23 protein-coding genes and 1 pseudogene are annotated in these 25,257 nt (G+C 69.2%); 18 read left to right on the top strand and 6 right to left on the bottom strand.

Features of this window, described 5'->3' with window-relative positions:
* Positions 1–24: 24 nt before the first annotated feature.
* The gene (locus ACGFSA_RS07580; protein ID WP_393301082.1) at positions 25–1,257 is read right to left on the bottom strand and encodes a Cmx/CmrA family chloramphenicol efflux MFS transporter; all 1,233 of its coding nucleotides are present in this window, start codon (positions 1,255–1,257) and stop codon (positions 25–27) included.
* A 419-nt stretch (positions 1,258–1,676) separates the two neighbouring features.
* On the opposite strand from ACGFSA_RS07580, the gene ACGFSA_RS07575 reads away from it, so the two are divergent.
* From ACGFSA_RS07575 to ACGFSA_RS07550, 6 genes are all read left to right on the top strand, one after another.
* Entirely contained in the window at positions 1,677–1,808 is a 132-nt protein-coding gene (locus ACGFSA_RS07575; protein ID WP_393301079.1) for a hypothetical protein, read from the top strand.
* Positions 1,809–1,937: 129 nt separating this feature from the next.
* Positions 1,938–2,378 (top strand): DUF6278 family protein, encoded by a 441-nt coding sequence (locus ACGFSA_RS07570; protein ID WP_393301076.1) that lies wholly within the window; start codon positions 1,938–1,940, stop codon positions 2,376–2,378.
* 123 nt (positions 2,379–2,501) lie between these two features.
* Positions 2,502–3,245, top strand: a complete 744-nt coding sequence (locus tag ACGFSA_RS07565; RefSeq protein ID WP_393301073.1) for an amino acid ABC transporter ATP-binding protein — start codon at positions 2,502–2,504, stop codon at positions 3,243–3,245.
* 14 nt (positions 3,246–3,259) lie between these two features.
* Positions 3,260–4,171 carry a glutamate ABC transporter substrate-binding protein gene (locus ACGFSA_RS07560; protein ID WP_393301070.1) on the top strand — a complete coding sequence of 304 codons (912 nt, stop codon included), beginning with the start codon at positions 3,260–3,262 and terminating at the stop codon, positions 4,169–4,171.
* Positions 4,172–4,188: 17 nt separating this feature from the next.
* The gene (locus ACGFSA_RS07555) at positions 4,189–4,833 is read left to right on the top strand and encodes an amino acid ABC transporter permease (RefSeq protein ID WP_393301066.1); all 645 of its coding nucleotides are present in this window, start codon (positions 4,189–4,191) and stop codon (positions 4,831–4,833) included.
* Positions 4,830–5,696: an amino acid ABC transporter permease gene (locus ACGFSA_RS07550; RefSeq protein ID WP_393301063.1), complete on the top strand. Its 867-nt coding sequence runs from the start codon at positions 4,830–4,832 to the stop codon at positions 5,694–5,696. Before ACGFSA_RS07555 ends, ACGFSA_RS07550 begins: the two co-directional genes overlap by 4 nt.
* Positions 5,697–5,849: 153 nt before the next feature.
* Here the strand turns inward: ACGFSA_RS07550 and ACGFSA_RS07545 are convergent, their stop codons facing one another.
* On the bottom strand, positions 5,850–7,070 hold the full coding sequence (locus tag ACGFSA_RS07545) for an Ig-like domain-containing protein (RefSeq protein ID WP_393301060.1): 1,221 nt from the start codon (positions 7,068–7,070) through the stop codon (positions 5,850–5,852).
* 225 nt (positions 7,071–7,295) lie between these two features.
* Here ACGFSA_RS07545 and ACGFSA_RS07540 point away from each other — a divergent pair, with 225 nt between their 5' ends.
* The 5 genes from ACGFSA_RS07540 to ACGFSA_RS07520 all read left to right on the top strand — a co-directional run bounded on the left by ACGFSA_RS07540 (position 7,296) and on the right by ACGFSA_RS07520 (position 12,896).
* Positions 7,296–8,468, top strand: a complete 1,173-nt coding sequence (locus ACGFSA_RS07540; RefSeq protein ID WP_393301057.1) for a lipid II:glycine glycyltransferase FemX — start codon at positions 7,296–7,298, stop codon at positions 8,466–8,468.
* On the top strand, positions 8,465–10,153 hold the full coding sequence (gene murJ, locus ACGFSA_RS07535) for a murein biosynthesis integral membrane protein MurJ (RefSeq protein ID WP_393301054.1): 1,689 nt from the start codon (positions 8,465–8,467) through the stop codon (positions 10,151–10,153). The genes ACGFSA_RS07540 and murJ overlap by 4 nt, the downstream gene beginning before the upstream one ends.
* 102 nt (positions 10,154–10,255) lie before the next feature.
* A complete protein-coding gene (locus ACGFSA_RS07530) occupies positions 10,256–10,939 on the top strand; it encodes a response regulator (protein WP_393301051.1) in 684 nt (227 codons plus the stop codon).
* Positions 10,936–12,372: an ATP-binding protein gene (locus ACGFSA_RS07525; protein WP_393301049.1), complete on the top strand. Its 1,437-nt coding sequence runs from the start codon at positions 10,936–10,938 to the stop codon at positions 12,370–12,372. Before ACGFSA_RS07530 ends, ACGFSA_RS07525 begins: the two co-directional genes overlap by 4 nt.
* Complete coding sequence (locus ACGFSA_RS07520) at positions 12,369–12,896, top strand: hypothetical protein (protein ID WP_393301046.1); 528 nt, start codon at positions 12,369–12,371, stop codon at positions 12,894–12,896. The genes ACGFSA_RS07525 and ACGFSA_RS07520 overlap by 4 nt, the downstream gene beginning before the upstream one ends.
* Before the next feature lie 237 nt (positions 12,897–13,133).
* Here the strand turns inward: ACGFSA_RS07520 and ACGFSA_RS07515 are convergent, their stop codons facing one another.
* Positions 13,134–13,877, bottom strand: coding sequence for a hypothetical protein (locus tag ACGFSA_RS07515; RefSeq protein WP_393301043.1), 744 nt, complete (start codon positions 13,875–13,877; stop codon positions 13,134–13,136).
* A 104-nt stretch (positions 13,878–13,981) separates the two neighbouring features.
* On the opposite strand from ACGFSA_RS07515, the gene ggt reads away from it, so the two are divergent.
* On the top strand, positions 13,982–15,784 hold the full coding sequence (gene ggt / locus ACGFSA_RS07510) for a gamma-glutamyltransferase (RefSeq protein WP_393301040.1): 1,803 nt from the start codon (positions 13,982–13,984) through the stop codon (positions 15,782–15,784).
* Between the two features lie 103 nt (positions 15,785–15,887).
* Here ggt and map read toward each other — a convergent pair whose 3' ends face one another.
* Positions 15,888–16,655, bottom strand: a complete 768-nt coding sequence (gene map / locus ACGFSA_RS07505; RefSeq protein WP_393301038.1) for a type I methionyl aminopeptidase — start codon at positions 16,653–16,655, stop codon at positions 15,888–15,890.
* Positions 16,656–16,730: 75 nt separating this feature from the next.
* Between map and ACGFSA_RS07500 the strand changes: the two genes are divergently transcribed.
* The 3 genes from ACGFSA_RS07500 (at position 16,731) to ACGFSA_RS07490 (ending at position 19,505) form a co-directional block, all read left to right on the top strand.
* Positions 16,731–17,003: a helix-turn-helix domain-containing protein gene (locus tag ACGFSA_RS07500; protein ID WP_393301035.1), complete on the top strand. Its 273-nt coding sequence runs from the start codon at positions 16,731–16,733 to the stop codon at positions 17,001–17,003.
* 379 nt (positions 17,004–17,382) lie between these two features.
* Positions 17,383–18,225: a nitrilase-related carbon-nitrogen hydrolase gene (locus tag ACGFSA_RS07495; RefSeq protein ID WP_266979781.1), complete on the top strand. Its 843-nt coding sequence runs from the start codon at positions 17,383–17,385 to the stop codon at positions 18,223–18,225.
* A complete protein-coding gene (locus ACGFSA_RS07490) occupies positions 18,222–19,505 on the top strand; it encodes an aspartate aminotransferase family protein (RefSeq protein WP_393301032.1) in 1,284 nt (427 codons plus the stop codon). The genes ACGFSA_RS07495 and ACGFSA_RS07490 overlap by 4 nt, the downstream gene beginning before the upstream one ends.
* Before the next feature lie 64 nt (positions 19,506–19,569).
* On the opposite strand, the gene ACGFSA_RS07485 is transcribed toward ACGFSA_RS07490, so the two are convergent.
* Positions 19,570–19,908, bottom strand: a complete 339-nt coding sequence (locus tag ACGFSA_RS07485; RefSeq protein WP_393301029.1) for a hypothetical protein — start codon at positions 19,906–19,908, stop codon at positions 19,570–19,572.
* A gap of 19 nt (positions 19,909–19,927) precedes the next feature.
* Positions 19,928–20,398, bottom strand: a pseudogene (locus ACGFSA_RS07480) (mechanosensitive ion channel family protein); the annotation flags it as partial.
* 579 nt (positions 20,399–20,977) lie between these two features.
* On the opposite strand from ACGFSA_RS07480, the gene hydA reads away from it, so the two are divergent.
* The 3 genes from hydA to ACGFSA_RS07465 all read left to right on the top strand — a co-directional run bounded on the left by hydA (position 20,978) and on the right by ACGFSA_RS07465 (position 25,031).
* A complete protein-coding gene (hydA, locus tag ACGFSA_RS07475) occupies positions 20,978–22,378 on the top strand; it encodes a dihydropyrimidinase (RefSeq protein WP_393301026.1) in 1,401 nt (466 codons plus the stop codon).
* 11 nt (positions 22,379–22,389) lie between these two features.
* Positions 22,390–23,391, top strand: a complete 1,002-nt coding sequence (locus ACGFSA_RS07470; RefSeq protein WP_393301023.1) for a TIGR03842 family LLM class F420-dependent oxidoreductase — start codon at positions 22,390–22,392, stop codon at positions 23,389–23,391.
* A gap of 80 nt (positions 23,392–23,471) precedes the next feature.
* On the top strand, positions 23,472–25,031 hold the full coding sequence (locus ACGFSA_RS07465) for an NCS1 family nucleobase:cation symporter-1 (RefSeq protein WP_393301020.1): 1,560 nt from the start codon (positions 23,472–23,474) through the stop codon (positions 25,029–25,031).
* The last annotated feature ends 226 nt before the right edge of the window (positions 25,032–25,257 follow it).

The following is a 25,257-nucleotide window of genomic DNA, read 5'->3' as shown; positions in this document are numbered from 1 at the left end:
CTCAGATGCGGCCCGGACCGATTGTCAGTGGCCGCCGATACGGTGATTCCTGTCATTGTCCCGCTTGCTGGCTGCTCGCGAAGGCTCGGACCGCCCCGCCCGTTCAGCGCCGGACGGGGCGTCGTATGCGGACCACGCCGCGGTCGCGCCGAGCGCCAGGACCATCAGCAGCGCACTCACCCACAGTGGCGACCGGAAGCCGAACCCCGCACCGATCGTGATGCCGCCGAGCCAAGGCCCCAGCGCGCCGCCCACGTTGAAGGCGGCCGTGGAGAACGAGCCTGCCAGCGTCGGCGCACCGGACGCCGACTGGAGCACCCGCGAGATCAGCGCTGTTCCGGTGCCGAACGCGAGCATGCCCTGGACCAGGACGAGCGCGACGACCGCGACCGGGCTCCCCGCGGTGAGTGCGAGCCCGGCCCAGCCGGCGGTGAGCGCCACCAGTCCGGCGGTGGTGACGGCGACCGGTCGCGCATCGACGATCCGGCCCGCGACGGTGACACCCAGGAACGAGCCGACCCCGAACAGCGCGAGCACGGCAGGCACCCACCCGGCGCCGACCCCCGTGACCTGGGTGACCAGCGGCTCCAGATAGGAGAACGCGCAGAAGGTCGCGCCCTGCACGAGCGCGCTCGTCAGCAGGGTGAGACCGAGCCGCGGCTCGGTCAGGGAGCGCAGTTCGGCACGCCCGCCCACCGCGTGGGACCCGGCCCGCTCGCTGGGGATCGTCCTGGCGATCACCGCAAGGGCCGGTACGGAGACGAGGGCGACGGCCCAGAACGCGGCGCGCCACCCCCAGTGCCCGCCCAGCACCGCGCCGGCGGGCACCCCCGCGACACAGGCGACGGTGACACCGCCGACCACGACCGACGTGGCGCGAGCTCGGGCGCCGGGTCCGGCCACGGAGACCGCGGTCACCAGCGCCACGGCCCAGAAACCCGCGTTCGCCAGCGCTCCGACGACCCGTGTCGCCAGCAGCACGCCGTATCCGGGTGTGACCGCGCCCATGACATGGACGGCGGTGAAGACGGAGAGGAAGAACAGCAGCGCGCGACGCCGGGGCCAGTTCCGGCTGAGGAGCGCCATCGCGGGTGCGCCGACCACCATCCCGACCGCGAACGCCGACGTCAGCAGGCCGGTGGCCGGGATGGATACGTGCAGGTCGTCGGCGATGTCCGAGACCAGACCGGACAACATGAACTCGGAGGTGCCCTGGGCGAAGACGGCGAGCCCGAGCGCGTAGACAGCAAATGGCATGAAGGAACCCCATGGGCAGACTGAGGGACGGACCAGGCAGGGGGTGTGGGCCGCGCCCACCCGACAGGTCGAGCGGCAACGCGGAAGAACGCCAGGTCTGTTCACGGACGTGACGCGACAACGCGGCAGGCAGCCGTCGTGGTCGGGAATCTGCGCACGAGCGCATACGGGGAAGCGCAGCCCACACTGCGGTGGTCCTGCGGCGGCAGCCGGACGGAATCGATCCTCCGGCCTGATCGGCCGTGCGGGATCGACTCGACAGCGGGTCAGCCACCGGCGGGACCGGTGGCTAGAGTCTGTTCGCCTCGGGGCTGGACATGATGGCGAACGTACCAGTCCGGATCACTCCGCCTCCACCCCTTCAAAGAGAATGGCCTGCACAGGTACCTGGCTACGGGACAACCCTGGGCTCCGCGGTCATGACGGATGACATCGTGGGTGCACAGGTGCTGAGGACTCCTCTGACGGGCCTGGCCCTGCGGGAGTTGACTCTCGCCGATACTGCGGAGTACTTCGGCCCGCCGTCCGACGGCCGGGTTGGGCGGGTGTGACGGCCTGCCCGGCGGTAGCGGCGGCGCGCGCGGCGGCGCACGGGTGGGCGTGCGCACCTGGTTCAGCACTCGAACGACAGGCCGCGCGCCTGTGGTGCGTAACCGGGCCGGGATGCGACCCTGAGTGGTATGAACATCCCCTTCTTGGACAACTGGCGTAAGCGTCACGACGGTAGGCACGGAGCGGGCCTCGCGGCCGCCGTCGAGGCCGACCCGGACGGCGTGGCCGAGCTGCTCGCCGAGTGCGAGCTGCTGCGTGTCCGAGCAGGGCAGCGAGGGCTCGAACTCGACGACACTCCGGCCTCGTTGGTCGCACTCGACCAACTGCCGCCCCGCTGGCGGGACGACCCGGAGGAGCTGCCCTGGCTGGGTAACGACGCCGGACTGTACCTCGGCACCGTCCTGGTGCGGAACGTCCCCGGCGCCGTCTGGCACATCTGGCCCAGCGGGCAGCCGGTGGTGCGGCTCGCCTCCGGGCGGGAGATCGATGTCGTCGAGGCCGGGCTCGACTGGGCGATGGCCGGCAGCCCTGAGCTCTCGCAGGTGTACGCGGAGTCGGCCGAAGGCTAGGGGAAACTCCGAAACCCAATAAAACGCCTTATGCCCCATTTGTGCGTGTCGGGTGTGAAGTGCCTTGCCGGGATGGATAGTTTGCGCTGACCTCGACACAGCGATAAGTGGGTAGGGCAGCGCATGGCCGTCGATCCGTTGATCGAGCTGCGGAACGTCAATAAGTACTACGGAAAGTTGCACGTACTGCAGGACATCAATCTCACCGTCGGCCGCGGGGAGGTGGTGGTGGTCATCGGCCCCTCCGGCTCGGGCAAATCGACGCTCTGCCGGACCATCAACAGGCTCGAGACGATCGAGTCGGGCTACGTCGCCATCGACGGCAGGCCCCTCCCGGAGGAGGGCAAGGGACTCGCGGAGCTGCGGGCCGAAGTCGGGATGGTCTTCCAGTCCTTCAATCTCTTCGCGCACAAGACCGTGCTGGCCAATGTCTCGCTCGCCCAGCTCAAGGTCCGCAAGCGCAAGAAGGACCAGTGCGACCTGCGGTCCCGGGAACTGCTGGAGCGGGTCGGGCTCGCCTCCCAGGCGGACAAGTACCCCGCCCAGCTCTCCGGCGGTCAGCAGCAGCGGGTGGCCATCGCCCGCGCCCTCGCCATGGACCCCAAGGCACTCCTCTTCGACGAGCCGACCTCGGCGCTCGACCCGGAGATGATCAACGAGGTGCTGGAGGTCATGCAGCAGCTGGCCCGGGACGGCATGACCATGGTCGTCGTCACCCACGAGATGGGGTTCGCCCGGTCCGCGGCCAATCGCGTGGTCTTCATGGCCGACGGCCGCATCGTCGAGGACCGCACCCCGGAGGCCTTCTTCACCGCCCCGGAGACCGACCGGGCCAAGGACTTCCTGTCCAAGATCCTCAAGCACTGACGGGAGGTTCCCTGTTGCGTACGAGAAAAATTCTGGCCGCCTGCGCGGGCCTTCTGCTGGCCGTCCTCGCCGCCGGCTGCGGGAAGGAGGGCAGCCCCCCGGTGAAGGGGCCCAAGCCCGGCCGGCTGCCGGTCTACACGGTCGACACCAATTTCCGGCTGCCCGAATCGAAGACCTGGACCAAAGCCAAGAAACGCGGATATCTCCAGGTCGGGGCCAAGGAGGACCAGCCCTATCTGGGCGAGAAGGACCCGGCCACGGGTATCTACTCCGGTTTCGACATCGAGATCGCCCGGATGATGTCGGCCTCGCTCGGCTTCGACCCGAAGACGATCCGCTTCAGGACGATCGCCTCCGCCAACCGCGAGACCGCGCTGCAGAACGGGCAGATCGACTACTACGTCGGCACCTACACCATCAACGACATGCGCAAGAAGCTCGTCGGGTTCGCCGGGCCGTATTTCCTGGCGGGCCAGTCGCTGCTCGTCCGCACGGACGAGCACGACATCAACGGCCCGCAGGACCTGGCCGGCAGAACCGTCTGTTCGGCCGCGGGCTCGACCCCGTACCAGCGGATCGCGGCCGACTACCCGAAGGCGATCCTGGTCGCGTACGACACGTACTCGATCTGCGTCGACAACCTGCTGACGTACCAGGTCGACGCCGTCACCACCGACGACGCCATCCTGCTGGGCTTCGCGGCCAAGGCGCCCAAGGAGCTGAAGGTGGTCGGCAAGCCGTTCTCCGAGGAGCCGTACGGCATCGGCGTCCCGCGCAGTGACAACGCGCTCCGGTTCGCGCTCAACGATGCCCTGGAGGCCAACCAGAAGAACGGCAACTGGAAGAAGGCGTTCGAGGCCACGCTCGGCCTGTCCGGAGTGCCCGCACCGACTCCGCCGCCCATCGACCGCTACCCGGCGACCTGAGGGGACGGGCCACGACCATGGACGTACTCACACAGAACTTCTCGCTCTACGCCAAAGGTTTCCTCGGCACCCTCGAACTCACCGTCTACGCCTCGATCCTGGCGTTGGTCCTCGGCCTCGTCATGGCGTCGTTCCGAGTGGCACCCGTCGGCTCGCTGCGGGTGTTCGGCACCGCCTGGGTGACGGTGCTGCGCAACACCCCGCTGACCCTGCTCTTCTTCGCCGTCCTGCTCGGTCTGCCGCGCTTCGGCCTGGTCCTGCCGTTCAAGGTCTTCGCGATCCTCGCACTCGGCTGCTACACCTCCGCATTCATCTGCGAGGTGCTCCGCTCCGGCATCAACACCGTGCCGCAGGGGCAGGGCGAGGCGGCCCGCAGTCTCGGAATGACCTTCGGACAGACGCTGGGCAACGTGGTGCTGCCGCAGGCGTTCCGCTCGGTGATCCCCCCGATCGGTTCGACGCTCATCGCCCTCGCCAAGAACTCGGCGATCGCGGGGGCGTTCAGCGTCACCGAACTGCTCGGCACCTACAAGACCCTCAACGAGCTGGGCTACAGCATCATCTGGACCTTCGTCTGGATCGCCGTCGGCTACCTCATTATCACGTTGTCCATCAGCGCGCTCTTCAACGTGCTGGAGAAGCGCTACGGAGTGGCCCGATGACCGACGCGGCGGCCGCCACCGCGCTCTACGACATCCCGGGCCCGCGGACCCGTAAACGCCACTTCGTGTACGGAATCGTCTCGACGGCCGTGATCATCGCCCTGGTCGGCTGGATCGTCTATCAGCTCTTCGAGACACAACAGTTCACCAGCGCCAAGTGGACCCCCTTCGAGTACAAGGGCGTCCAGGAACTCCTGCTGCGCGGACTCGGCAACACACTCAAGGCGTTCGCCTGCGCGGCGGTGCTCTCACTGGCCCTCGGGGCGGTCCTGGCCGTCGGCCGGCTCTCCGAACACCGGGCGGTGCGCTGGCTGGCCACGCTCGTCGTGGAGTTCTTCCGGGCCATGCCCGTCCTGGTGATGATCTTCTTCATCTTCGTGGCGCTGAAGGTGCAGCCGCTGCCCGCGCTGGTCGCCGGACTGACCCTCTACAACGGGTCGGTGCTCGCCGAGGTGTTCCGTACCGGCATCAACTCGGTGGAGCGTGGCCAGCGCGAGGCCGCGTACGCACTGGGGATGCGCAAGACGCAGGTCATGACCTTCGTGCTGGCCCCGCAGGCGGTTCGCGCCATGCTGCCCACCATCATCAGCCAGTTGGTGGTGGCCCTGAAGGACACCTCGCTCGGCTATCTGATCACGTACGAGGAGTTCCTCCACGCGGGCAAACTCATCGCGTCCAACCTCGACTACGATCTTCCCTTCATCCCCGTCGTGATGGTGATCTCGCCGATCTACATCGGGATGTGCATGCTCCTCTCCTGGTTCGCCACCTGGGTGGCCAAGCAGGAGAGGAGCAGTCCGAAGACGAAGGCCGTGGAAGTCGCACCGGCCGAACCAGGAACGGTGCTGCCGGGAGTGCAGTAGCCCGACACCGGCCGTACGGCGGTCCGGAGGAGCGGTACCCGCCCGGCAGCAGCCGGTGATCACTTCTCGCGCAACGGAACGGACAGGTACGAGGGGTCCGCGCCCGGCGATGGAGCCTCGCGGTGCCCGGGTTCCGGGTGCCGGGAAAGCGGGTCAGCTGAGCGCGCTCTTCGCCTGCCAGTCGGACCAGGACACATTCCACGCCCCGTAGCCGTTGCCCTCCGCGACCGTCCCCTTGGCGTCCGCGCCCGTGATCTCGAATGGGTCGCCGACCTGGGCCTTCCTGTACAGCTCCGCGGCGTTCGCATCGCTCATTCCCACGCAGCCGGAACTGTGGTTGGCGACCCCGAAGTACGCGGAGTTCCACGGCGCGGCATGGGCGTACATCCCCGACCAGGTCAGCCGCATCGACGAGTCGACCATCTTGTCGTACGCATCGCCCAGACCGACGGTCTCGGAGCGCATGTTGATGGTGCCCTCCTTCGCCATCAGTACGGCCGTGCCCCGCCAGGACGCCTTCTGGCCGCCCGGGGTGCCCGCCGACATCGGCACGTCCATGACCGTCTTCCCGTCCCGGTGCAGCGCCAGCCGGTGACGGTCGAGGTCGACCTTGACCACCTGGTCGCGGCCGATGGTGAAGGTCGTCCGGTAGTCGCGCACGAACCAGCCGCCGGCCGTTCCGGAGTCGATGCCGCCCAGATCGGCGTCGAGCGTGACGCGGGTACCGGGCTTCCAGTAATCCTTGGGTCGCCAGTCGACGCGCTCCTTGCCGGAGTAGTCCTCCAGCCAGCCCCAGGAACCCTCGGTGTCGTTCGACGTGGACACCTTGAGTGCCTTCTCGACCGCCGCCTTGTCCTTCACCGGGTTGTCGAAGACGATCGACAGCGGCTGGGCGATGCCGACCGTGGTGTTCTTGCCGGGGGCGAGCGTCAGCTTGTTGACCTTGTCGGCCTCGGCTGTCGAGAAGCCGGCGCGGTCCGTTCCACCCTTGGTGTCCGTCGCCTCGACGCTGTACTCGGTGCCGGGTGCGGCGACCCGGTTCGAGGTCCAGCTGCGGCCGTCGCCGGATATCCGGCCGGTGAGCGCGTCGCCCTCGGCGGCGGTCACCTTCACCGTCTTCAGCTTTCCGTCGGCCAGCGTCACCTTCACCGGCTTGCCCGCGGTGGCGCTGGTGCCCTGGAGGTTCACCGAGATCCTGGTGTCCGGAGCCTGAGAGGTCCCGGCGGCGTGACCGGAACCGGCGTCCGATGCGGCAGCCCCGCCGGAGCAGGCGGTCAGCGCGGCGCTGAGCACCGCCGTTCCGGCTATCAGCGTGAGCCGGGCCGGGCGGGCCAGGGGTGCGGTACGGCGTATGTGCCGGCGTGCAGCGGACAACGAAAAACCTCCAGGGCTGTGCTTCTCACCGGTGGAGAGGCATTCACCAGATTTTAGGTTCCTCGAATCCCTGACAAGCCATGGATTCCGTTGTGTGACAAGGAATGGAGCGCAACTGTCATCGTTCGGTCACATGCGCCGCTCAGACCCGTCATGGACCGCTGTGAGCATCCTGCGCAGCCCCGCCGAGCCGAATGGAGGGGCGGGACCAGGGAGGCCACGGACATGTCAGCGCTGCTCGCGACCGGTGACCGCAGAGGTGAAGAGGGGATGCGGATACGCAGCCTCACCGCCGCCGAGCACCGGGCGGGTGTGACCGCGCGGCCCGGAGCGAGCTTTCTGCAGTATCCGTCCTGGGCCGGAGTGAAGGACCAATGGACGTCGGAAATGGTCGGATGGCACGGCGCCGACGGCGAATTGGCCGGCAGTGCCCTGGTCCTCTACCGGCAATTCCCGGGCACCCGTAAATACTTTGCCTATCTGCCGGAAGGGCCGGTGGCCGACTGGGCCGATCCGGAGATCGACCGCTGGCTGCGGCCGTTGATGGCGCATCTGCGGAAGGCGGGGGCCTTCGCCGTACGGATGGGGCCGTCACCGGCGTACCGGCGCTGGGACACCGCCCGGCTCAAGGCGGCCACCGGGCCGGGCCGGAGGGTCCGCGATGTGCTGGCGGCCGAGGTGGACCCGCTCGGCACCGCAGTCGCCGACCGGCTCCGGGCGCGCGGCTGGCGGCGGTGCGGCGGGGACGGCGACGCCGGCAACGACGCCGACGCGCAGCCGCGCTACGTCTTCCAGGTGCGGCTCGCCGGACGCTCCGCTGACGATCTGTGGGCGGGGCTCAACCAGGAGTGGCGCCGCAACATCCGCAAGGCCGAGAAGTCCGGTGTCCGGATCGTCGTCGGTGGCGCGGCGGAGCTGCCCGAGTTCCACCGGCTGCTGCGGATCACCGAGGAGCGCGACGGCTTCAGGCTCGGCCGCTCCCTCGCTTACTTCCAGCGGCAGTACGCCGTGCTCAACGCCGAACAGCCCGGCCGGATGCAGCTCTATCTCGCCGTCCACGAGGGCGAGATCCTCGCCGCGCACACCATGATCAGCGCCGGGCGGCAGGTCTGGTACCAGACGGGTGCGTCCGCCGACCACCGGCGCGAGGTCCGCCCCAGCAACGCCCTCCAGTGGCGGATGATGCTCGATGCGCACGCCCTCGGCGCCGAGCTGTACGACATGCGCGGGGTACCCTCCACCCTTGACCCCGACGACCGCTCCTTCGGACTGCTGCGCTGGAAGCTCGGCACCGGTGGGCAGGTCGTCGAGACCCTCGGGGAGTGGGAGACATCGGTGGGCGGAGCCGCCAACAACACGCTGTACAGGGCGTTCCAGGCGTACCTGGCCCGCCGGTGACCGCCGCGCAGACGACCGGGACGGTCGCGCAGGAGGGGCCGGAGGGACGGCAGAAGCCGGGCTCGGTGCTGCGCAGCGGCGCCGTCATGGCCGCGGGCTCGGTCGTCTCGCGGGCGACCGGGTTCATACGCTCGGCGGTCGTCGTCGCCGCCCTCGGTACCGGACTCACGGCCGACGGCTACACGGTCGCCAACACCGTCCCCAACATCCTCTACATGCTCCTGATCGGCGGAGCCCTCAACGCCGTCTTCGTCCCGGAGCTGGTGCGGGCAGCCAGGGAACACAGCGACGGCGGCGCCGCGTACACCGACCGGCTGCTCACCGTCTGCACGGTCGGCCTCGTCGCCCTCACCGCGCTCGCGGTCGTCGGCGCCCCGCTGATCGTCGGCACCTACACGGACTACTCCGGGGAGCAGGCGGAGCTCACGATCGCACTGGCCCGCTACTGCCTGCCACAGATCCTCTTCTACGGGCTCTTCACCCTCCTCGGCCAAGTACTGAACGCCCGGAACCGGTTCGGCGCGATGATGTGGACACCCGTCCTCAACAACGTAGTCATCATTGCGGTGTTCGGGCTCTATCTGGCGGTCGTGGCCGGTTCCGGAGGGGAGCTGACCGCCGCCCATGCCCGGCTGCTGGGCTGGGGGACGACCGCCGGGATCGTCGTGCAGACGCTGGCCCTGGTGCCCGCGCTCCGCGCCGCGGAGTTCCGCTGGCGGCCCCGGTTCGACTGGCGGGGGAGCGGTCTGACCCGCCCGCTGCGGTCAGCCGGATGGCTCGTCATGCTGGTACTGGCGAACCAGGGCGCCTACTGGGTGGTGACCCGGCTCTCCACCATCACCGGACAGCACGCCGTCGAGCAGGGGGTGATGGGCGGCGCGGGCTACACCGCGTACAGCTACGCCTTTCAGCTCTGGGTGGTGCCGCAGGGCATCGTGACCGTCTCGCTCGTCACGGCGCTGATGCCGCGGATGAGCCGGGCGGCGGCCGACGGCGACCTCGCGGGGGTGCGCCGCGATGTCTCGTACGCGCTGCGGACCACGGCCGCGGTGGTGGTGCCCGCGGCGGGTGTGTTCTTCGCGCTGGCGCCGTGGGTGATGGGGGCCGTGTTCGGATACGGCCGGACCGGCGACGCCGATATCGCGGTGATGGCGGGGATGATGATGGCGTTCGCGCCGGGGCTCATCGCGTACTCCGGGCAGTACGTGCTGTCCCGTGGGTTCTACGCGATGAGCGACACCCGTACGCCGTTCTTCCTGAACCTGGTGATCGCGGCGCTCAACGCCGGGCTGTCGGCGCTCGCCTATCTGACGCTGCCCGCACGGTGGGCGGTGACGGGGATGGCGGGGGCGTACTCGGTGGCGCTCTTCGCGGGGTTCGCGGTCACCGGGTATGTGCTGCATCGCAGGGTGTCTCAGGGCGCCGGGGGACCGCGGCCGGCGCTGTGGCGCTCGGCCGGGCTGTGGGCGCAAGCGCGGCTGGTGGTGGCGTGTGTGCCGGCGGGAGCCCTGGCGTACGGGGTGGCCCGGGCGTGCGACGGATTCGGGGACTTCGCGGCCGCGGGGGCGGGTACGGCAGCGCTGCTGGCAGTGGTAGGGGTGTTGGCCCGGCCGCTGCGGTTGAGCGAGGTCAGCGCGATGTTGGGTGCGGGGCGTGCGCGGATCCGCGGGGTCGGGGGCCGGTGAGAGGGTGCCGCTCGCGTCCGGCCGACCATCCGTTCTCCCTGCCCGGACGGGCCTGATGATGTGCTGGACAGGTTCGATCATGATCGTTGGGATACTGGTGCCATGCCGCGTGTGCTTCTGATCGAGGACGACCCCTCCGTACGGGAAGGGGTCGAGCTCGGGCTGCGCCGGCGCGGGCATGAACTCCGGGCCGTGGAGAGCGGGGAGGCGGGACTCGGCGCGCTGGCGGAGTTCCGGCCCGATCTCGTCCTGCTGGATCTGATGCTGCCCGGCATGAACGGCGTCCAGGTCTGCCGTCGCATACGGGAGTCCAGCCAGCTGCCGATCATCATGCTCACGGCACGCGGCGACGACTTCGACGTGGTCGTCGGGCTGGAGGCCGGGGCCGACGACTACATCGTCAAACCCGCCCGTACCGAGGTGATCGAGGCCAGGATCCGGGCCGTGCTGCGACGGCTCGTCGAGCCGGCCGGCCGCAGCGGCATCGAGTTCCACGGTGAAATCGCCGTCGACCGCGCCGGGCTGTCCGTCGCCAAGGCGGGGGAGCGCCTTCTGCTCGCCCCCTCCGAACTGAAGCTGCTGCTGTACCTGTCGGCCTCGCCCGAGCAGGTCTTCAGCAGGCAGCAACTCCTCGAATACGTGTGGGAGCACAGCTACCACGGCGACGCGAGGCTCGTCGACGCCTGTGTGCGGCGGCTGCGGCAGAAGATCGAGGACGTGGCGGGCAGCCCCCGCTACATCCAGACCGTCCGTGGCTTCGGCTACCGATTCGGGCCGCTCGCATGAGACTTCTGGCCGCCCGGTTCGGCCTGCGCATCCGCCTCATATCCGCTTTTCTGCTGGTCGCGGCGATCAGCGCGGTCACCACCGCGACCCTGACCTACCGCGAGGCCCGGTCCGCGATCCTTCAGCAGGCGCAGGACACGGCGGTCGCCCAGTTCCGGGACCGGATCTCCGCGCAGGCGGTGACCCTGCCGGTCGACGCGACCCGGCTGCAGACGATGTGCCAGACCCTCGCCCGCGAGGGCAAGCCGCACACCTGGATCGTCTTCGCCGAATACGCGGACCTGAGGGTCTCGTCCTCGGACCGGCCCGTCTCCAACGTGATCACACGTGAACTGCGCGATGCGGCCCGGAATACCGCGCACGCCTCGTTCCAGCGGGTCGTCAAGGACGGTAAACCCCGGCTGACGATCGGGATGCCCGTGATGTTCGACCGGGGCGAGGGGCGTCAGCCCACCGGGCTCGTTCTCTACGCCGTGATGCCGCTCCTCACCGAGGAGGCCAATGTCAGCGCCATGGTCACCGCGGCCCGCGATGGCGCCCTGCCCGCCCTCCTCATCGCGCTGGTGCCCGCACTGCTTGCCGCCCGCAGTGTGCTGCGACCGGTACGTGACCTCCGGCGGGCCGCCGCCGGTATCGGCCGCGGCGAGCTCGACACCCGCATCGAGGTGAAGGGATCGGACGAACTCGCCGATCTGGCATGGACGTTCAACGAGTCGTCCACCAAGCTCCAGCAGTCCGTGGAGGAGCTCCGGCGGGCGGAGGAACGGGCCAGACGCTTCGCCTCCGACGTCTCGCACGAGATGCGCACCCCGCTCGCCGGGATGCTCGCCGTCACCGAGGTCCTCGACGAGGACGCCGTGCACCTGAACGCCGACACTGCGGCAGCCGTGCGGCTGATCAGCGCGGAGACCGGGAAGCTGGCGACACTGGTCGAGGACCTGATGGAGATCTCCCGCTTCGACGCGAAGGCCGCGGACCTCCATCCTGACGAGGTCGATGTCGCCGAGATGATCCGCAAGACCCTGCAGAGCAGACGCTGGGAGGACCGGGTAGACACCGAACTCCCTTACGGTATAAGGGCGGTGCTAGATCCACGCCGTTTCGACGTGATCGTCGCCAACCTGGTCGGCAACGCACTGCGGCACGGCGCCGAGCCGGTTGCCGTACGGATGTGGACCGAGCGGCGGGACGGGAAGGACCTGCTGGTGACCGAGGTCGCGGACAGCGGCCCCGGGATCGACGCAGCCGTGCTGCCGCACATCTTCGACCGGTTCTACAAGGCCGACGCGGCACGTACCCGGTCGGCGGGGAGCGGACTCGGTCTGGCGATCACGCAGGAGAATGTACGACTGCACGGTGGCACGGTCCACGCCACCAACATCCCGTCAGGCGGTGCGGTGTTCACCGTCGAGCTGCCACGGGAGGGAAAGTGAGGCGGCTGCGCGCCCTGGTCGCGCTGACGGCGTTCGCGCTGTCGGCGACCGGGTGCGGCATCCGGGCCTCGGACGTGGTCGAGGTCGGCGATCCGGCGACCGTGGACGTGGCCCCGGGGAGCCGGCAGGGCACGCTGCTGTACTTCATCTCCTCGTCCTCCCCGGGCACGCTGCTGCCCGTCGTACGGCAGATCGACATACCGATACAGGCCGCCTCCTCGGGTGCAGGGGATCTGAAGAGCCCGGTGGGCAAGCCGCTCGTCCTGCTCTTCGGGGGCCCCTCCAGAGCGGAGAAAGATGCCGGACTGACTACGGAACTCCCCCAGAGCCCTGGCGGGTTGAGCATGACCGCGACTCGGAGCGGGGTGCTGGTCCGACTGGACAGCCCTGTCACCGGACTTTCCGGACTCGCCCAGCAGCAGCTGATCTGCACGGCAGTCCACTCCGGCGTGCCCGATCCGGGTGCGGCGGTGACGCTGTCCGGCACCGACGGCTCCGTCGGGCCCACCCACTGCACCGTCTGACCATCCGCGGGCCGACTCGGGGACGAGACCGTCGGGCCGGATGCCCCCCGGCCGGGGCCCGGAGCTGCCGTCCCGGGCGCTCGAAGAGGCGATCACGCTGATCAGGGCGTTTTCCGGGGGCGGTGGGCCGGTGACTGACCTTCGACGGCGAGTTCTCCCAGGTGTCGGGGCTCGAACACGCCCGGTGCAGCCCGCGCCGGTGTGGGCCGGGGGCGGTCGGACCGAAGTCGCCGCGGATCAGCTCGACGCGCGGTGCGAGGTCCGCGGCGCGGGTACGGGTGTCTGTGCCGCCCGTGTCACGTCCGCAACCAGTTCCACCACATCGGGGCCGTACGCCGCCGAGTTGACCACCTTCAGCAGCAGGCAGAACGTGTTGTTGCCGTGCTTGCGCGACAGCTTCTCGTAATTGCGGGCCAGGTAGCGTGTCGCCGCCTGATTGGTGATCGCCACCTGCCCGCAGAACAGGAAGACCGGGCAGGTCTCCTGACCAGTCGTCAGCCGGGCGAGCACCACGTACTCGGCGACACCCTTCTCCGCCCGGTAGCGCTCGGAGCCGATCTGGAAAGCGCCGCGGTCCGGGCCCGGCTCCGGATCCGTGTTCACCTTCACGCCCGGCAGCAGCGAATGCAGATGGGCGGCCATCCGGCGATTGGAGCCCGGACCGCCGACGCAGAACTCGGTGCGCTCGCCGAAGCCCTGCTGGGCGACGTCGTGCGAGAGGATCTGCGCGTGCGCCGAGCAGTCCTTGATCAGCGCGGAGAGTTCGAGCAGGGCGAAGACGTCGCGGCGGTGGACGGCGCCGTCGCCGCCCGCGTCGCGGTTCACGACGAGCAGGCACTCGGAGTTCCCGGGCAGTCCGAAGAACGCCTGCTTGCGGCGGAGCCTGCGGCGCCAGAGGTAGGTACGGGCGATCCAGCCGAGGGTGGCGCTGATGCCGGCGGCTATTACGCCGAGCACGATGTTGCGTACGTCGTCAGTCATGGGCGGGCATGTTATCGGTGAATCGGATCAATGTTCACTGCGGTCCTGACGAGACGTAGGAGGCGGAGTTACCCTGCGCGGACGATCCTTCACTGGAGGTGCGCATGCGACGTTCCGTCGCGCGGAATGTGTCGTTGTTGGGTGTTCTCGCCGCTGTCGTCTCGGTCGGGGCGGCCGCACCGCCCTCGTCCGCACCGCCGATATCGCCGCCCCCCAAATCGCCCGTCGCCGTGGGCTACGGCGGCGCCGTAGCCAGCGTCGACGCGGACGCCACGGCCGCCGGGATCGAGGTGCTCCGCAACGGTGGCAACGCCGTGGACGCCGCCGTGGCGACCGCGGCCGCGCTCGGCGTGACGGAGCCTTACTCGGCGGGCCTGGGCGGGGGCGGCTACTTCGTCTACTACAACGCCAAGAAGCACACCGTGGAGACCATCGACGGCCGCGAGACCGCGCCGCGCAGCGCGGACTCCTCCCTCTTCCTGGAGGACGGCAAGCCCCTCGCCTTCGCGGACGCCGTCACCAGTGGTCTGGGCGTCGGCACGCCCGGCACCCCGGCCACCTGGGCCACCGCGCTCGACGCCTGGGGCAGCAAGCCACTGAGCGGGCTGCTGAAGCCGGCCGAGCGGCTCGCCAGGGACGGCTTCGTCGTCGACGCCACATTCCGTTCGCAGACCGAGGGGAACCAGGCCCGGTTCGCCGACTTCCCGGACACCGCGAAGCTCTTCCTGCCGGGCGGACAACTGCCCGTGGTCGGCTCCGTCTTCAAGAACCCCGACCTTGCGCGCACGTACGAGAAGGTGGGCCGCGACGGCATCGACGAGCTGTACCGCGGCGATCTGGCCGACGACGTCGTCCGGACTGTCCGCAACCCGCCTGTCGACCCGAAGTCGAGCCGGGTCGTGCGCCCCGGTGATCTCACGGCGAAGGACCTGCGCTCCTACCGTGCCCTGCGGCAGGCCCCGACCAAGATCGGCTACCGGGGGCTCGACGTGTACGGCATGGCGCCGTCCTCGTCCGGCGGTACGAGCGTGGGCGAGGCGCTCAACATCCTTGAGAACACCGATCTTTCGCGGGCGAGCGAGGTTCAGTACCTGCACCGCTACATCGAGGCGAGCCGGATCGCGTTCGCGGACCGCGGGCGATGGGTCGGCGACCCGGCCTTCGAGGACGTACCGACGCGCGGACTGCTGAGCCAGCGGTTCGCGGACTCGAGGGAGTGCCTGATCAAGGACGACGCGGTGCTGACCAGTCCGCTGGCCCCCGGCGACCCGCGCCGTCCGGCCGACTGTGCGAACCGTGGAACGGCCGCCCCGACGACGTACGAGGGGGAGAACACCACCCATCTGACGGCCGCCGACAAGTGGGGCAACGTCGTCGCGTACACCCTGACCATCGAGCAGACCGGCGGCAGCGCCATCACGGTGCCGGGACGCGGCTATCTGCTCAACAACGAGCTGACGGACTTCTCCTTCGCGCCCGCCAACCCGGCGGTGCACGACCCGAATCTGCCCGGTCCGGGCAAGCGGCCACGGTCGTCGATCTCGCCGACGATCGTGCTGAAGCACGGGCAGCCGGTACTGGCCCTGGGGTCGCCGGGCGGCGCGACGATCATCACCACGGTGCTGCAGTCGCTCATCGGTACGGTCGACCGCGGTCTTCCGCTCGTCGATGCGATCGCGGCGCCACGCGCCAGTCAGCGCAACTCGCCGACGACCGAGCTCGAACCCGCGCTGTGGAACAGTCCGCTGCGGACGGAACTGGAGTCGCTCGGCCATGCCTTCAAGCTGAACCCGGAGATCGGGGCGGCCACCGGTGTGCAGCGGCTGCCGGACGGGCGGTGGCTCGCGGCGGCGGAGAAGATGCGGCGCGGCGGCGGATCCGCCATGGTCGTGACGCCGAGCGACTGAATGTGATCATGCGTCAATAGAGTGACCCACGGGGCTGGTTCGGGTCCGGAAGGCGGCCACGGACCGGCCCCGTGGCCGTGCCGGGGACATGGGGACGGGTTGCTCAGAGGGCGGTGAGGATGCGGGGCCCCTCGTCCGTGATCGCCACCGTGTGCTCGGCGTGCGCCGCGCGGCTGCCGTCGGAGGTGCGCAGCGTCCAGCCGTCCCGGTCCGAATGGAACGCGTCGTGCCCGCTGCCGATCAGCATCGGCTCGATCGCCAGCACCATTCCGTGCCGCAACGGCATGCCACGGCCCGGTCGCCCCTCGTTGGGGACGGCCGGGTCCTCGTGCATGGAGCGGCCCACGCCGTGGCCGCCGAACCCTTCCGGAATGCCGTATCCGGCCTTCCGGCAGACCGTTCCGATCGCGTGTGCGATGTCTCCGATCCGGTTGCCGACGACCGCCGCCGCGATCCCCGCGTCCAGTGCTGCGAACGCCGTGTTGATCAGCCGGGTGTCCGCGGGCCGGGCGCGGCCGACGGTGAAGCTGACGGCCGAGTCGCCGACCCAGCCGTCGAGCGTCGCGCCCGCGTCGATGCTCACCAGATCGCCGTCGCGCAGCCGCTGGTCGGTCGGGATGCCGTGCACGATCGCGTCGTTGACGGACGTGCAGATCACCGCGGGGAAGGGGGTGGGTGCGAAGTGCGGCCGGTAGTTCAGGAACGGCGATCCGGCGCCGGCCTCGCGCAGTACTCCGCGCGCCACCTCGTCGAGTTCGCGCAGCGACACACCGACTGCCGCCGCTTCCCGTACGGCCGTCAGGAGCTGGGCCACGATCCGCCCGGTCTCGCGCATCGCTTCTATGGATGTATCCGTCTTGAGCTGCACCATGCCAATTACTATACCGGTCGAAGCGGTATGAGAATAACGGCGGTATGAGAATAACGACGGGACTAGAATGGTGGCATGGTACGAACGCCTCTCACCCCGGAAGAGCGCCTTCGCGGCGAACGGCTCGGCCGCCTGCTCCGCGAGGCGCGAGGCGCACGCAGCATGGTCGAGATCGCCGCGAACGCCGGAATCTCCGCCGAGACGCTGCGCAAGATCGAGACCGGTCGCGCCCCGACCCCCGCGTTCTTCACCGTTGCGGCCCTGGCCGGCGCTCTCGGCCTCTCCATGGACGATCTGCTGATCCGCTGCGCCGAGGAACCGGACACGTCCGTCCGGCTGGCCGGGTAGCGCCGGGCGGCGCCGGGCAGCGCCGGGCAGTGCCGGGTAGCGCCGGGCTGTCCCGCGGCGGTGGCGACGGCCGGCGGGGCGCTGTCCTTGAACGCCGCTACGGCGAGCGCCGGTCGCACGGTGTGGAGCACCGTCCACGAGCCGGTCACCCGTACCTGCTTCCGTGCCGGGTTGGTCCGTCGGCGTGGCATCTGCTCTCCCCGGGGGAAGGAAGAGAGAGTGTGAACCGCACGGGTACGAAACATGATCGACTCGGCCGGTTCACGGCGATGGTCTTGCCCCGCCGTGTGGCGGGGCTTACGTTCTCCTCCTGTGTACCGAATCTACGTGCGTAGAAAACGCGTAGAGGCTCTCTGACGCCGCGTCGAAGGAGCAGCTCATGTCCCACGTCGTACGCGCCGCACTCGTCCAGGCGACCTGGACCGGCGACACCGAATCCATGATCGCCAAGCATGAGGAACATGCTCGCGAGGCCGCCCGGCAGGGGGCGAAGATCATCGGCTTCCAGGAGGTGTTCAACGCCCCCTACTTCTGCCAGGTGCAGGAGCCCGAGCACTATCGCTGGGCCGAGGCCGTCCCGGACGGGCCGACCGTCCGGCGGATGCAGGAGCTCGCCCGCGAGACGGGCATGGTGATCGTCGTGCCGGTCTTCGAGATCGAGCAGTCCGGCTTCTACTTCAACACCGCCGCGGTGATCGACGCCGACGGCTCGTACCTCGGCAAGTACCGCAAGCATCACATCCCGCAGGTCAAGGGGTTCTGGGAGAAGTACTACTTCAAGCCCGGAAACGCCGGCTGGCCGGTCTTCGACACCGCCGTCGGCAAGGTCGGTGTCTATATCTGCTACGACCGGCACTTCCCCGAGGGCTGGCGTCAACTCGGACTCAACGGAGCCCAGTTGGTGTACAACCCGTCAGCGACCTCGCGCGGCCTCTCCAGCTACCTCTGGCAGCTGGAACAGCCCGCGTCCGCCGTGGCCAACGAGTACTTCGTCGCCGCGATCAACCGCGTCGGCCAGGAGGAGTACGGCGACAACGACTTCTACGGCACCAGTTACTTCGTCGACCCGCGCGGCCAGTTCGTCGGGGAGGTGGCCAGCGACAAGGAGGAGGAACTCCTCGTCCGGGACCTCGACTTCGGTCTCATCGAGGAAGTGCGCCAGCAGTGGGCGTTCTACCGGGACCGCCGCCCCGACGCGTACGAGGGACTGGTGGAGCCGTGAGCAGTCTCCACCACCGCCACCTCGCCGTCAGCCCCGAATGGCTCGCGCTCTACTACCGGCATCCGCTGGAGATCACCCACGGTGAGGGCCGCCATGTCTGGGACGCGGACGGCAAGCGCTACCTCGACTTCTTCGGCGGCATCCTCACCACGATGACCGCTCACGCGCTGCCCGAAGTGACGAAGGCGGTCACCGAGCAGGCCGGGCGGATCATCCACACCTCGACGCTGTACCTCAACCGGCCGATGGTGGAACTCGCCGAGCGCATCGCCACGCTCTCCGGCATCCCCGACGCCCGGGTCTTCTTCACCACCTCGGGCACCGAGGCCAACGACACGGCGCTGCTGCTCGCCACCACGTACCGCAGGTCGAACCAGATCCTCGCGATGCGCAACAGCTACCACGGCAGGTCGTTCTCGGCCGTCGCCATCACCGGCAACAAGGCCTGGTCGCCGACGAGTCTGTCCCCGCTGCAGACGCTGTACGTCCACGGCGGGGTCCGGACCCGGGGCCCGTACGCGGAACTCAGCGACGCACAGTTCATCAAGGCGTGCGTGGCCGATCTGGAGGACCTGCTCGGGCACACTCGCGGCGCCGCCGCGCTGATCGCCGAACCCATCCAGGGAGTCGGCGGGTTCACCTCCCCGCCCGACGGCCTGTTCGCGGCATTCCGCGAAGTCCTGAACCGGCACGGCATCCTGTGGATCTCCGACGAGGTGCAGACCGGCTGGGGCCGTACCGGTGAACACTTCTGGGGCTGGCAGGCGCACTCCCGGAACGGCCCGCCGGACATTCTCACCTTCGCCAAGGGCATCGGCAACGGCATGTCGATCGGTGGCGTCGTCGCCCGCGCCGACGTCATGAACTGCTTGGACGCCAACTCCATTTCGACGTTCGGCGGCTCGCCGGTCACCATGGCGGCGGGCCTCGCCAACCTGTCGTACCTGCTGGACCACGACCTCCAGGGCAACGCCCGACGCGTCGGCGGACTGCTCATCGAGCGGCTGCGGGCGATCGGCGTGGGCTCGGAGTGCGTGCGGGAGGTGCGTGGCCGGGGACTGATGATCGGCATCGAGCTGGTGAAACCCGGCACCGACGAGGCCAACCCGGAGGCGGCAACCGCTGTGCTCGAAGCGGCCCGCGAGGGCGGGCTGCTCATCGGCAAGGGCGGCGGGCACAACACCAGCGTGCTCCGGATCGCCCCGCCGCTGTCGCTGTCCATCGCCGAGGCGGAGGAGGGCGCGGAGATCCTCGCCGCCGCGCTGCGGGCGGTCGGGTGAGGTGACGGGGGTGTGCGGGCCGGTCGGTCGTGCCTGTGTAGCTTGGCCGCCATCACACCCCCGTTCACCGGCTCAGGAGCTCCACCATGTCCGAGACCCCCTCCCGTCCACTGCCCGCCCCGGTGCCTCGCTCGCCGACACCGAAGCCGTATGGGCCGTCGTCACCGGCATGTATGAGGCGTACGACGCGGGCGACCGCGCCAGGATCGACGCCGCGCTCGACCTCGAGGCGACCATCTGGGACTCCGCCGTCGATCCGCTGTTGCTCGGCAGAACCGACCTCGACCGGATCCGCGACGCCCGCCCCGCCGCCGGTGAGGGCCCGCAGGAGACCGGCCTGACCGCGTACGACCGGACCGTGGACGTGTTCGAGGACGTCGCGGCCAGTCGCGATCGGCCGCATGACGGCGACGCGACTACGGCTACGACATCGACTGCGTCGCCTCGCGCTGGTGGGGGATCGTGACCGGCGTCGCTCCCGGCTGCACGGTCACGGTGCGCGTCGGAGCGGGGACCGTGATGCCCTCGGCCCGGAATCGCGCGTGCAGGCGCTTGATGAACTCGTGCTTGATCCGGTATTGGTCGCTGAACTCGCCGACCCCCAGAATGACCGTGAAGTTGATCCTGGAGTCCCCGAACGTGTGGAACCGGACGGCCGGTTCGTGGTCGGGTACGGCGCCGGTGATGTCGGTCATCACGTTCTCGACGACTTCGGTCGTGACGCGCTCGACGTGTTCGAGGTCGCTGTCGTAGCCGACACCCACCTGGACCGTGATCGAAAGTTGCTGTTCCGGCCGGTTGAAGTTGGTCATGTTGGTGCCGGCGAGCCGGGCGTTCGGAATGATCACGAGGTTGTTCGACAACTGACGCACCACGGTGTTCCGCCAGTTGATGCAGAGTGAGGGCCCGGTTCACCGCTGCGCCCCCGTTCTATGGGGAACACGACTGATGGGGGGAACCGCCGCCGTTTCCGGGCGCCGGACGGGATGCTTCGTCACCGATTTACCTGTTCGATTCTCGCGTGTGCGGTTCGCGTCGGGAGACAGGGATGTACGGACTGGGTTCCGACGCGATCGCCCGTCCTGCCGTACGCGCTCGAATGCGCTGCGGCTGACCCTGCGTCGGCTCACGCAGGGCGGGAATACTGATGGCAGATCAGAGTGCGGGGGCCTTCCTGCTGTGGTCCGGTCGTGCCGGAGCAGGGGGCCCGCCGTGCCGAGAGACGCACATGCGCTCACCCGGAGTCGGCCGGCCAGGCCGGACGGCTCACCTGCCGCCATCTCCCGTACCGATGTATACGACGTGAGGCGGCGCCGGCTTTGGGCCGACGGTGTACGCCATGCCCGGAAACGGAAACGTCTTCAGCGGTTAGCCGCAGCGGTATTGCCACAGTGGGTAACCCACTTCTACGTTCTTCACCACGCACCATGTCTACGTGCGTAGACCCATTCCGCCAGAGTGAGGAGGGGTACATGAGCCGCACCGTCATCCACGGCGGCCTCGTCGTCACCGCGTCCGACGAACTCCACGCCGACGTACTCATCGAGGGCGGCCGCATCGCCGCGCTCGCCGCGCACGGCACCGACGCGGCCACGAGCTGGACCGCCGACCGGACCATCGACGCCACCGGCAAGTACGTCATCCCGGGCGGTGTCGACGCGCACACGCACATGGAGATGCCATTCGGCGGCACCTACGCCGCCGACACCTTCGAGACCGGGACCAGGGCTGCCGCCTGGGGCGGCACCACCACGATCGTCGACTTCGCCATCCAAACCGTGGGGCGCGCGGTCCGCGAAGGACTCGACGCCTGGTATGCGAAGGCCGACGGCAACTGCGCCATCGACTACGCCTTCCACATGATCCTCTCCGATGTGAACGAGTCCTCGCTCAAGGAGATGGACCTCCTCGTCTCGGAGGGCGTCACGTCCTTCAAGCTGTTCATGGCGTACCCCGGTGTCTTCTACAGCGACGACGGCCAGATCCTGCGCGCCATGCAACGAGCCGCAGGGAACGGCGGGCTGATCATGATGCACGCCGAGAACGGCATCGCGATCGATGTCCTCGTCGAGCAGGCACTGGCCGCGGGCCGCACCGACCCGCGCTACCACGGCGACGTCCGCAAGGTGGCCCTGGAGGCCGAGGCCACTCACCGTGCCATCCAGCTCGCCCGTGTCGCCGGATCCCCGCTGTACGTCGTGCACGTCTCCGCCGACGAGGCCGTCGCCGAGCTGGCGGCCGCCCGCCACAAGGGACTTCCGGTCTTCGGCGAGACCTGCCCGCAGTACCTCTTCCTCTCCACCGACAACCTCGCCGAGCCGGACTTCGAGGGCGCGAAATACGTCTGCTCCACCCCGCTGCGGCCCAAGGAGCACCAGGAGGCGCTCTGGCGCGGCCTGCGGAACAACGAGCTCCAGGTCGTCTCCACCGACCACTGCCCGTTCTGCTTCTCCGGCCAGAAGGAGATGGGGCGCGGCGACTTCTCGAAGATCCCGAACGGCATGCCCGGCGTGGAGAACCGGATGGACCTCCTCCATCAGGCGGTCGTGGACGGCCACATCTCCCGCCGCCGCTGGATCGAGATCGCCTGCGCCTCCCCGGCCCGGATGTTCGGCCTCTACCCGAAGAAGGGCACCATCGCCCCGGGCGCAGACGCCGATGTCGTCATCTACGACCCGCACGCCGAGCAGACCCTCTCCGCCGAGACCCACCACATGAACGTCGACTACTCGGCGTACGAGGGAAAGCGGATCACCGGACAGGTCGAGACCGTCCTCTCGCGCGGCGAAGTCGTCATCGACCGGAGGAAGTTCACCGGGCGCGCCGGCCACGGCATCTACACCCCGCGCGCCACCAGTCAGTACCTGGACTAGGAGCACCTGCCATGGACTTCGGACTCGTCCTCCAGACCGACCCGCCCGCCTCGGCCGTCGTGGGCCTGATGCGCCGCGCCGAACGCAACGGGTTCCGCTACGGCTGGACCTTCGACTCGGCGGTGCTCTGGCAGGAACCGTTCGTCATCTACAGCCGGATCCTCGAACACACCGAACGCCTCATCGTCGGCCCGATGGTCACCAACCCGGGCACCCGCACCTGGGAGGTCACCGCCTCCACCTTCGCCACCCTCAACGACATGTACGGCAACCGCACCGTCTGCGGCATCGGCCGCGGCGACTCCGCGATGCGCGTCGCCGGACGCAAGCCCAACACCCTGGCCCGCCTCGGCGAGGCCATCGACGTCATCCGCGACCTCGCCGAGGGCCGGGAGGCGACCGTCGACGGGCAGCCGGTCCAGATTCCCTGGGTCAAGAACGGCAGACTGCCTGTCTGGATGGCCGCGTACGGTCCGAAGGCGCTCGCCCTCGCCGGACAGAAGGCCGACGGATTCATCCTGCAGCTCGCCGACCCGTTCCTCACCGAGTGGATGATCAAGGCCGTACGGGACGCGGCGGCTAAGGCGGGACGCGACCCGGACTCCGTGACCATCTGCGTCGCCGCCCCCGCCTATGTGGGCGACGACCTCGACCACGCCCGCGAGCAGTGCCGTTGGTTCGGCGGCATGGTCGGCAACCACGTCGCCGACCTGGTGTCCCGGTACGGCGAACACTCCGGCCTGGTACCCGAAGCACTGACCGAGTACATCGCGGGACGTGCCGGATACGACTACAGCCACCACGGGCGCGCCGGTAATCCGGACACCGCCTTCGTCCCCGACGAGATCGTCGACCGGTTCTGCCTCCTCGGCCCCGCCGAAGCACACATCGAGAAACTCCGGGCGCTGCGCGACCTGGGCGTCGACCAGTTCGCGGTCTACAACATGCACGATGCGCGCGAAGCGACGATCGACGCGTACGGCTCCGAGATCATCCCCGCCCTGTCCGCCTGACCCGCGCCTCCCCCCACGGCTGTACGCGCCCCCTCCCCAGCCCCGCACGGCACCGCTCCCGAGCGAAGGGTCCAGCCGCCATGACGTCCACCGTCCCACCCACTCCACCGATCCCACATCAGGACCGCATATCCGCGCCGCCGGACCGGGTGGAACTCGCCCCCGGAGCCGTCCCCGCCGACAACCGCTTCATCAACGAGGACCTGCTGCCCGTTCCCCTGGAGCGGCGCAACTGGACCACGTACAACTTCGCCGCCCTCTGGGTCGGGATGGCCCACAACATCCCGTCGTGGCTGCTCGCCTCCGGTCTCGTCGCCCTCGGCATGGACTGGAAGCAGGCCGTCTTCACCATCGCGCTGGCCAACCTGATCGTGCTCGGCCCGATGCTGCTGACCGGCCACGCCGGACCCAAGTACGGCATCCCGTTCCCCGTGCTGGCCCGCGCCTCCTTCGGTGTGCGCGGCGCCAACCTGCCCGCGCTGATCCGGGCCGCAGTGGCCTGCGCCTGGTTCGGCATCCAGACCTGGATCGGCGGCGTCGGCATCTTCACCCTGCTCGGGAAGATGTTCGGTGGCTGGGCGAACGCCTCCGAGATCGGCGGGCAGCCCTGGACGCTCTGGCTCTGCTTCGCCTTCTTCTGGGCGGTCGAACTCGCCATCATCTACCGGGGGATGGACACCCTGCGGCGGTTCGAGAACTGGGCGGCGCCGTTCGTCATCGTCGGCGCACTGGTGCTGCTGGTCTGGGTCGCAGTCAAGGCCGGCGGCTTCGGCCCGCTGCTCGACCAGCCCTCGAAGCTCGGCTGGGGCGCGGACTTCTGGCCGGTCTTCTTCCCCTCCCTGATGGGCATGATCGCCTTCTGGGCCACGCTCTCCCTGAACATCCCCGACTTCACCCGCTTCGGCGCCGGCCAGCGCGCCCAGATCTGGGGCCAGACGCTGGGCCTGCCGACCACGATGACGCTCTTTGCGCTCCTCTCGGTCCTGGTCACCTCCGGCTCGCAGGCCGTCTACGGAGAGGCCATCTGGGATCCGGTCCAGCTCGTCGCCAGGACGGACAACGTCTTCGGACTGCTCTACGCCCTGGTGACCGTGCTGATCGCGACGATCTCCGTGAACATCGCGGCGAACGTCGTGTCGCCCGCGTACGACCTGGCCAATCTCGCACCCAAGCTCATCAACTTCCGTACGGGCGCGCTGATCACGGGTGTCGTCGGTGTGCTGATCATGCCGTGGAAGCTCACCGAGACCCCGGAGCTGTACATCTTCACCTGGCTCGGCCTGGTCGGCGGTCTGCTCGGTACGGTGGCCGGCATCCTGATCGCCGACTACTGGATCGTCCGACGCACCGTCCTCGACCTCGCCGACCTCTACCGCCCCGGCGGCCGCTACTGGTACACGGACGGCTGGAACTGGCGCGCCGTCGGTGCCTTCGCGGTCGGCGGCGTCCTGGCCATCGGCGGTTCCCATTCCGCCCCCGGCAAGGGCCCGTTCCCGGCTGACGGCCTGATCCCGTTCCTGAAACCGCTCGCGGACTACGGCTGGGCGGTCGGTCTGGCCTCCTCGCTGCTGCTGTACGTGCTGCTCAGCGGGCGGTCCGGCGTCACACCGGCTGCTGGGAACGGCTCATCAGTGCGCTGATGTCGAGCGTGTCGGCCGGTGGGGGCGTGGCCGTGGGCACCGGCTTGTCGAACGCGGAGAAGCCCACGGTCGCGCTCGCCCCCGGCGAGTCGCTGCGTACGTCGATCCTCAGCGGATACGGCTTGCCCGTGGCCGCGACGTACGTCGTAAGTGCCCGGGCCGGACCGGCTGCCCACCTGCGTACACAGGGTGAGGACCAGCCCTGTTTCCTGTCACGGACGGTGGG

It is taken from the genome of Streptomyces sp. NPDC048496, from assembly GCF_043200055.1.
Classification (GTDB): domain Bacteria; phylum Actinomycetota; class Actinomycetes; order Streptomycetales; family Streptomycetaceae; genus Streptomyces.
The sequence above is the reverse complement of the archived record's forward strand: the minus strand, read 5'-3'. Positions and strand labels throughout refer to the sequence as shown.

Excerpts from the sequence above, each read along its gene's own strand:
- ACGFSA_RS07485 (WP_393301029.1), bottom strand. The coding sequence starts at position 19,908 with ATGCGGCCGATCGCGACTGGCCGCGACGTCCTCGAACACGTCCACGGT.
- ACGFSA_RS07555 (WP_393301066.1), top strand. The coding sequence starts at position 4,189 with ATGGACGTACTCACACAGAACTTCTCGCTCTACGCCAAAGGTTTCCTC.
- ggt (WP_393301040.1), top strand. The coding sequence starts at position 13,982 with ATGCGACGTTCCGTCGCGCGGAATGTGTCGTTGTTGGGTGTTCTCGCC.
- ACGFSA_RS07500 (WP_393301035.1), top strand. The coding sequence starts at position 16,731 with ATGGTACGAACGCCTCTCACCCCGGAAGAGCGCCTTCGCGGCGAACGG.
- ACGFSA_RS07540 (WP_393301057.1), top strand. The coding sequence starts at position 7,296 with ATGTCAGCGCTGCTCGCGACCGGTGACCGCAGAGGTGAAGAGGGGATG.
- ACGFSA_RS07550 (WP_393301063.1), top strand. The coding sequence starts at position 4,830 with ATGACCGACGCGGCGGCCGCCACCGCGCTCTACGACATCCCGGGCCCG.
- ACGFSA_RS07580 (WP_393301082.1), bottom strand. The coding sequence starts at position 1,257 with ATGCCATTTGCTGTCTACGCGCTCGGGCTCGCCGTCTTCGCCCAGGGC.
- ACGFSA_RS07470 (WP_393301023.1), top strand. The coding sequence starts at position 22,390 with ATGGACTTCGGACTCGTCCTCCAGACCGACCCGCCCGCCTCGGCCGTC.
- ACGFSA_RS07515 (WP_393301043.1), bottom strand. The coding sequence starts at position 13,877 with ATGACTGACGACGTACGCAACATCGTGCTCGGCGTAATAGCCGCCGGC.
- ACGFSA_RS07575 (WP_393301079.1), top strand. The coding sequence starts at position 1,677 with ATGACGGATGACATCGTGGGTGCACAGGTGCTGAGGACTCCTCTGACG.
- map (WP_393301038.1), bottom strand. The coding sequence starts at position 16,655 with ATGGTGCAGCTCAAGACGGATACATCCATAGAAGCGATGCGCGAGACC.
- ACGFSA_RS07530 (WP_393301051.1), top strand. The coding sequence starts at position 10,256 with ATGCCGCGTGTGCTTCTGATCGAGGACGACCCCTCCGTACGGGAAGGG.
- ACGFSA_RS07565 (WP_393301073.1), top strand. The coding sequence starts at position 2,502 with ATGGCCGTCGATCCGTTGATCGAGCTGCGGAACGTCAATAAGTACTAC.
- hydA (WP_393301026.1), top strand. The coding sequence starts at position 20,978 with ATGAGCCGCACCGTCATCCACGGCGGCCTCGTCGTCACCGCGTCCGAC.
- ACGFSA_RS07570 (WP_393301076.1), top strand. The coding sequence starts at position 1,938 with ATGAACATCCCCTTCTTGGACAACTGGCGTAAGCGTCACGACGGTAGG.
- ACGFSA_RS07495 (WP_266979781.1), top strand. The coding sequence starts at position 17,383 with ATGTCCCACGTCGTACGCGCCGCACTCGTCCAGGCGACCTGGACCGGC.
- ACGFSA_RS07525 (WP_393301049.1), top strand. The coding sequence starts at position 10,936 with ATGAGACTTCTGGCCGCCCGGTTCGGCCTGCGCATCCGCCTCATATCC.
- ACGFSA_RS07465 (WP_393301020.1), top strand. The coding sequence starts at position 23,472 with ATGACGTCCACCGTCCCACCCACTCCACCGATCCCACATCAGGACCGC.